Here is a 5,987-nt window from a genome sequence, read left to right as displayed (position 1 = left end):
ATCATCAAACACAACGATGATTACCTGAGTGCCTACGCTCATAACGATACAATGCTGGTCCGGGAACAACAAGAAGTGAAGGCAGGACAAAAAATAGCGACGATGGGTAGCACCGGAACCAGTTCTACACGTTTGCATTTTGAAATTCGTTACAAGGGGAAATCCGTAAACCCGCTGCGTTATTTACCGCAGCGATAAAGCGACGGAACCAGGCTGACACTTGCTAGTTCCGTCAAGGGATCACGGGTAGGAGCCACCTTATGAGTCAGAATACGCTGAAAGTTCATGATTTAAATGAAGACGCGGAGTTTGATGAGTACGGAGTTGAGGTTTTTGACGAAAAAGCCTTAGTTGAAGAGGAACCCAGTGATAACGATTTGGCTGAAGAAGAGCTGTTATCGCAGGGGGCCACACAGCGTGTGTTGGACGCGACTCAGCTTTACCTTGGTGAGATTGGTTATTCGCCACTGTTAACGGCCGAAGAAGAAGTGTATTTTGCGCGTCGCGCACTGCGTGGAGATGTCGCCTCACGCCGTCGGATGATTGAAAGTAACCTGCGTCTGGTGGTGAAAATTGCCCGCCGTTATGGCAATCGTGGTCTGGCGTTGCTGGATCTGATTGAAGAGGGCAATCTGGGGCTTATCCGTGCCGTTGAGAAGTTTGACCCGGAACGTGGGTTCCGCTTCTCCACATACGCAACCTGGTGGATTCGCCAGACGATTGAACGGGCTATCATGAACCAAACCCGTACCATTCGACTGCCGATCCACATCGTTAAAGAGCTGAACGTTTATCTGCGTACCGCGCGTGAGTTGTCCCATAAACTGGACCACGAACCGAGCGCGGAAGAAATTGCAGAACAGCTGGATAAACCGGTTGATGACGTTAGCCGTATGCTTCGTCTAAACGAGCGCATTACCTCGGTAGACACCCCGTTGGGTGGCGATTCCGAAAAAGCGTTGCTGGATATCCTGGCCGATGAGAAAGAGAACGGTCCGGAAGACACCACGCAAGATGATGATATGAAACAGAGCATCGTCAAATGGCTGTTCGAACTGAACGCCAAACAGCGTGAGGTGCTGGCACGTCGTTTCGGTCTGCTGGGTTATGAAGCTGCAACACTGGAAGATGTGGGCCGCGAAATCGGTCTGACTCGTGAACGTGTTCGTCAGATTCAGGTTGAAGGCCTTCGCCGTCTGCGTGAAATTCTGCAGACTCAAGGGCTGAATATCGAAGCGCTGTTCCGCGAGTAAGCACCGTTCTAACAAGAAAGGCCAGCCTCTTTGAGGCTGGCCTTCTTCTTTCTGGCTGACTACGCTGTGTTTTTTGCGGGTGAAGGCAGACGGGAGCATTTTCATGCTTACTCAGGTTTGTTAATCAGGCATCATTTTCTTGATTAGCAGGGCGAATTGCGCGCGTTCCTCGTCATTCAACCGTCCCAGAAATTCCTCATCCACCCGATTTCCCAACGGCATGCTTACCTTCAGCAAGGCTTCTCCTTCAGGGGTCAGATAAACGAAGCGGCGACGTTTATCCAGCGGATCGTTTCCACGCCTCACCAGCCCGCGTTTTTCCATTCGGCTTAGCATTTCTGCCAGCGTCGCTTTGGTACTGACGGCGGCCTCCATCAGATTAACCTGTTCAATACCGGGACGTTCCGCAATGGCACGCATCACCGCGTACTGTGGTTTAGTCAGATCCGGCAACGCATGCTGCCAACGCGCCGTATGTTGTTGGAACAGCTGGCGTAACAGGTGAAACGCTTTATTCCGTAACTCCATGAAAACTCCAGGCTAAAAATCATTTCTCCTATCATAACGGGTAACACCGCGTTTTATAACGAGGAAATCTTAAGCAATACGTGCGGAAAAAACGGGCCGCTCTTGTCGTCGCTGTTTTACAGGGGTAATTTATATTAAACGTTCGTATACGAACAATTTGTGGAGTGATGAATGAGACTGATTGTGGGGATGACCGGGGCAACGGGAGCGCCGCTGGGTGTAGCACTGTTGCAGGCGCTGCGGAAGATGCCGGATGTGGAAACGCATCTGGTGATGTCGAAATGGGCCAAAACCACCATTGAACTGGAAACGCCATACCGTGCGCGCGATGTTGCCGGACTGGCCGATTTTTGCCACAGCCCGGCGGATCAGGCGGCGACCATCTCGTCAGGTTCGTTTCGTACCGACGGCATGATCGTTATTCCTTGCAGCATGAAAACCCTGGCTGGAATACGCGCAGGCTACGCCGACGGTCTGGTGGGACGCGCTGCCGACGTGGTGCTGAAAGAAGGGCGCAAGTTGGTGCTGGTGCCGCGTGAAATGCCGCTCAGTACGGTGCATCTCGAAAACATGCTCGCGCTTTCACGCATGGGCGTGGCGATGGTGCCGCCCATGCCTGCTTTCTATAACCATCCACAGTCCGTTGATGATATTACGCAACACATCGTGGCCCGCGTACTGGACCAGTTTGCGCTGGAGCACCCGCATGCGCGTCGCTGGCAGGGATTAGCGCAGGCACAGAATTTTTCACAGGAGAATGAATAATGGCATTTGATGATTTGCGCAGCTTTTTGCAGGCGCTCGACGACCAGGGACAATTGCTGAAAATCAGTGAAGAGGTGAATGCGGAGCCGGATCTGGCCGCGGCTGCCAACGCCACTGGCCGTATTGGCGACGGCGCACCGGCGCTATGGTTCGATAATATTCGTGGTTTTACCGACGCGCGTGTGGCGATGAATACCATCGGCTCCTGGCAAAATCATGCCATTTCATTGGGCTTACCGCCGAATACGCCAGTGAAAAAGCAGATAGATGAGTTTATTCGTCGCTGGGATAAGTTCCCGGTCACCCCGGAACGCCGCGCGAATCCGGCATGGGCGGAAAACAGTGTCGATGGCGAAGCGATTAACCTGTTCGATATTCTGCCGCTGTTTCGCCTGAACGACGGCGATGGCGGATTTTACCTGGATAAAGCCTGCGTAGTCTCCCGCGATCCGCTCGACCCGGACAACTTCGGCAAGCAGAACGTCGGTATCTACCGAATGGAAGTGAAGGGCAAGCGTAAGCTGGGCCTGCAACCGGTACCGATGCATGATATCGCGCTGCATCTGCATAAGGCGGAAGAGCGCGGCGAGGATCTGCCGATCGCTATCACCCTGGGTAACGATCCGATCATCACGCTGATGGGGGCGACACCGCTGAAGTACGATCAGTCCGAATATGAAATGGCGGGGGCGCTACGCGAAAGCCCGTATCCCATCGCCACCGCCCCGTTGACCGGGTTTGATGTGCCGTGGGGATCGGAGGTGATCCTGGAAGGGGTGATTGAAAGCCGCAAACGTGAAATTGAAGGGCCGTTTGGCGAGTTTACTGGCCACTATTCCGGTGGTCGCAATATGACGGTTGTGCGTATTGATAAGGTGTCGTATCGCAGTAAACCGATTTTTGAATCCCTTTATCTCGGTATGCCGTGGACAGAAATAGACTATTTGATGGGACCGGCCACCTGCGTTCCGCTGTATCAGCAACTAAAAGCGGAGTTCCCGGAAGTGCAGGCGGTTAACGCCATGTATACCCACGGCCTGCTGGCGATTATCTCGACCAAAAAACGCTACGGTGGTTTTGCGCGAGCGGTGGGATTGCGTGCGATGACCACGCCACACGGGCTGGGTTACGTGAAGATGGTAATTATGGTGGATGAAGATGTCGATCCGTTCAACCTGCCGCAGGTGATGTGGGCGCTGTCGTCGAAAGTCAACCCGGCGGGGGATCTGGTTCAGCTACCGAATATGTCAGTACTGGAACTGGATCCGGGCTCAAGTCCGGCGGGGATCACCGATAAGCTGATTATCGACGCCACCACGCCCGTTGCGCCGGATAACCGTGGTCACTATAGCCAGCCGGTGTGCGATCTCCCGGAAACCAAAGCCTGGGCTGAAAAGCTGACTGCCATGCTGGCCAACCGTAAATAAGGAGCCTCAGATGATTTGCCCACGTTGTGCTGATGAACATATTGAAGTGATGGCGACCTCGCCAGTGAAAGGCGTCTGGACGGTGTATCAGTGCCAACATTGCCTGTACACCTGGCGTGATACGGAGCCGCTACGTCGTACCAGCCGCGAACACTACCCGCAGGCGTTTCGTATGACGCAGAAAGATATCGATGAGGCGCCGATGGTACCCACTATTCCGCCGCTGCTGACAGAAGATAAGCGCTGACGGAGTGCCGGATGGCGGCTGAGGCCTTATCCGACCTGGGAAAAGTACCGTTAATATGTGGCCCGATACGCAAAGCGGCATCGGGCCTTTTTCTTACACCAGACTCTTCAGCCGATAGATCCACTCCAGCGCCTGACGGGGCGTTAGCGAATCCGGGTCGAGATTTTCCAGTGCTTCAACGGCAGGAGAGGTCTCTTCGGGAACGGACAGCAGCGACATCTGGGTGCCATCCACCTGTGTTGCCGCCGCGTTGGGTGAAATGCTCTCCAGTTCGCGCAGTTTCTGTCGCGCACGTTTGATCACCTCTTTCGGAACGCCCGCCAGCGCTGCGACCGCCAGGCCGTAGCTCTTACTGGCCGCACCGTCCTGCACGCTATGCATAAAGGCAATGGTATCGCCGTGCTCTAACGCGTCGAGATGGACGTTGGCTACGCCTTCCATTTTTTCCGGCAACTGTGTCAGCTCGAAGTAGTGCGTCGCGAACAGCGTCAGCGCTTTGATCTTATTCGCCAGATTTTCCGCACATGCCCACGCCAGCGACAGGCCATCGTAAGTGGATGTCCCGCGGCCAATCTCATCCATTAGCACCAGGCTGTTCTCAGTGGCGTTGTGCAGAATGTTGGCCGTTTCGGTCATCTCTACCATGAAGGTGGAGCGCCCGGAGGCCAGATCGTCCGCCGCGCCTACACGGGTAAAGATACGATCGACAGGACCAATCTCCACCTTCTGCGCCGGTACGTAGCTACCGATATAGGCCAGCAGGGCAATCAGCGCGGTCTGGCGCATGTAGGTACTTTTACCGCCCATGTTTGGTCCGGTAATGATCAGCATTCTGCGCTGTGGTGAGAGGTCGAGCGGGTTGGCGATAAACGGCTCATTCAGGACCTGCTCCACCACCGGATGGCGGCCCTCGGTAATACGAATACCTGGCTTATCGCTGAAGGTTGGGCAGGTGTAGTTCAGCGTGTACGCGCGTTCGGCCAGATTCACCAGTACATCGAGTTCCGCCAGCGCACTGGCGCTCTGTTGCAGATCCGCCAGATGTGGTAGCAGTAGGTCGAACAGTTCATCATAGAGCTGTTTTTCCAGCGCCAGCGCCTTGCCCTTGGAGGTCAGAACCTTATCTTCGTACTCTTTGAGTTCCGGAATGATGTAGCGCTCGGCGTTTTTCAGCGTCTGGCGACGGACGTAGTTGATTGGTGCGAGGTGGCTCTGCCCACGGCTAATCTGGATGTAATAACCGTGCACCGCGTTAAAGCCGACTTTCAGCGTGTCCAGCCCGGTACGCTCGCGCTCACGGATTTCCAGCCTGTCGAGATAGTCGGTCGCACCGTCTGCCAGGGCGCGCCACTCATCAAGCTCTTCGTTGTAGCCTGGCGCAATAACACCACCGTCACGAACGAGAACCGGGGGAGCGTCAACGACCGCTCGTTCCAGCAGTTCCCGCAGTTCGGCGAATTCGCCCATTTTCTCACGCAGCATTTGTACGGGGGCGCTGTCCACCGATTCCAGTTGCGCACGCAGTTCCGGCAGTTGCTGGAAAGCGTGGCGCATGCGAGCGAGATCGCGCGGACGCGCGGTGCGCAGTGCCAGACGCGCAAGAATACGTTCCAGATCGCCCACCTGGCGAAGCACGGGCTGCAGTTCGCTGGTTGCATCCTGTAATGAACCAATGGTTTGCTGACGTTCTGTCAGGATTTTCGTATCACGTACCGGCATATGCAGCCAGCGTTTGAGCATACGGCTGCCCATCGGCGTCACGGTGCA

7 protein-coding genes are annotated in these 5,987 nt (G+C 55.1%); 5 read left to right on the top strand and 2 right to left on the bottom strand.

The annotated features are described in order from the left end of the window. Both AB7E14_RS19375 and rpoS read left to right on the top strand, forming a co-directional pair. Positions 1-198 (top strand): peptidoglycan DD-metalloendopeptidase family protein (locus tag AB7E14_RS19375; protein ID WP_257704171.1); only part of this gene is annotated, 198 nt, incomplete at its 5' end. Positions 199-260: 62 nt separating this feature from the next. After that, on the top strand, positions 261-1,253 hold the full coding sequence (gene rpoS, locus AB7E14_RS19370) for an RNA polymerase sigma factor RpoS (RefSeq protein ID WP_428169815.1): 993 nt from the start codon (positions 261-263) through the stop codon (positions 1,251-1,253). 120 nt (positions 1,254-1,373) lie between these two features. On the opposite strand, the gene AB7E14_RS19365 is transcribed toward rpoS, so the two are convergent. Further along, positions 1,374-1,781: a MarR family winged helix-turn-helix transcriptional regulator gene (locus AB7E14_RS19365; protein ID WP_316962021.1), complete on the bottom strand. Its 408-nt coding sequence runs from the start codon at positions 1,779-1,781 to the stop codon at positions 1,374-1,376. A 171-nt stretch (positions 1,782-1,952) separates the two neighbouring features. Here AB7E14_RS19365 and AB7E14_RS19360 point away from each other — a divergent pair, with 171 nt between their 5' ends. The 3 genes from AB7E14_RS19360 to AB7E14_RS19350 are packed head-to-tail and all read left to right on the top strand — an operon-like array spanning position 1,953 to position 4,220. Then, on the top strand, positions 1,953-2,546 hold the full coding sequence (locus AB7E14_RS19360) for a non-oxidative hydroxyarylic acid decarboxylases subunit B (protein WP_044255030.1): 594 nt from the start codon (positions 1,953-1,955) through the stop codon (positions 2,544-2,546). Further along, positions 2,546-3,973 (top strand): non-oxidative hydroxyarylic acid decarboxylases subunit C, encoded by a 1,428-nt coding sequence (locus AB7E14_RS19355; RefSeq protein ID WP_042999547.1) that lies wholly within the window; start codon positions 2,546-2,548, stop codon positions 3,971-3,973. The genes AB7E14_RS19360 and AB7E14_RS19355 overlap by 1 nt, the downstream gene beginning before the upstream one ends. A 10-nt stretch (positions 3,974-3,983) precedes the next feature. Next, on the top strand, positions 3,984-4,220 hold the full coding sequence (locus AB7E14_RS19350; protein ID WP_042999548.1) for a non-oxidative hydroxyarylic acid decarboxylases subunit D: 237 nt from the start codon (positions 3,984-3,986) through the stop codon (positions 4,218-4,220). Positions 4,221-4,313: 93 nt separating this feature from the next. Here the strand turns inward: AB7E14_RS19350 and mutS are convergent. After that, on the bottom strand, positions 4,314-5,987 hold a 1,674-nt coding region (mutS, locus tag AB7E14_RS19345; RefSeq protein ID WP_428169814.1), incomplete at its 5' end, for a DNA mismatch repair protein MutS.

This window comes from Citrobacter sp., assembly GCF_050252275.1.
Classification (GTDB): domain Bacteria; phylum Pseudomonadota; class Gammaproteobacteria; order Enterobacterales; family Enterobacteriaceae; genus Citrobacter_A; species Citrobacter_A amalonaticus.
This window is presented reverse-complemented; position numbering and strand designations above follow the sequence as displayed.

Coding starts and splice junctions, on each gene's coding strand:
- AB7E14_RS19360 (WP_044255030.1), top strand. CDS start 1,953: ATGAGACTGATTGTGGGGATGACCGGGGCAACGGGAGCGCCGCTGGGT.
- AB7E14_RS19355 (WP_042999547.1), top strand. CDS start 2,546: ATGGCATTTGATGATTTGCGCAGCTTTTTGCAGGCGCTCGACGACCAG.
- rpoS (WP_428169815.1), top strand. CDS start 261: ATGAGTCAGAATACGCTGAAAGTTCATGATTTAAATGAAGACGCGGAG.
- AB7E14_RS19350 (WP_042999548.1), top strand. CDS start 3,984: ATGATTTGCCCACGTTGTGCTGATGAACATATTGAAGTGATGGCGACC.
- AB7E14_RS19365 (WP_316962021.1), bottom strand. CDS start 1,781: ATGGAGTTACGGAATAAAGCGTTTCACCTGTTACGCCAGCTGTTCCAA.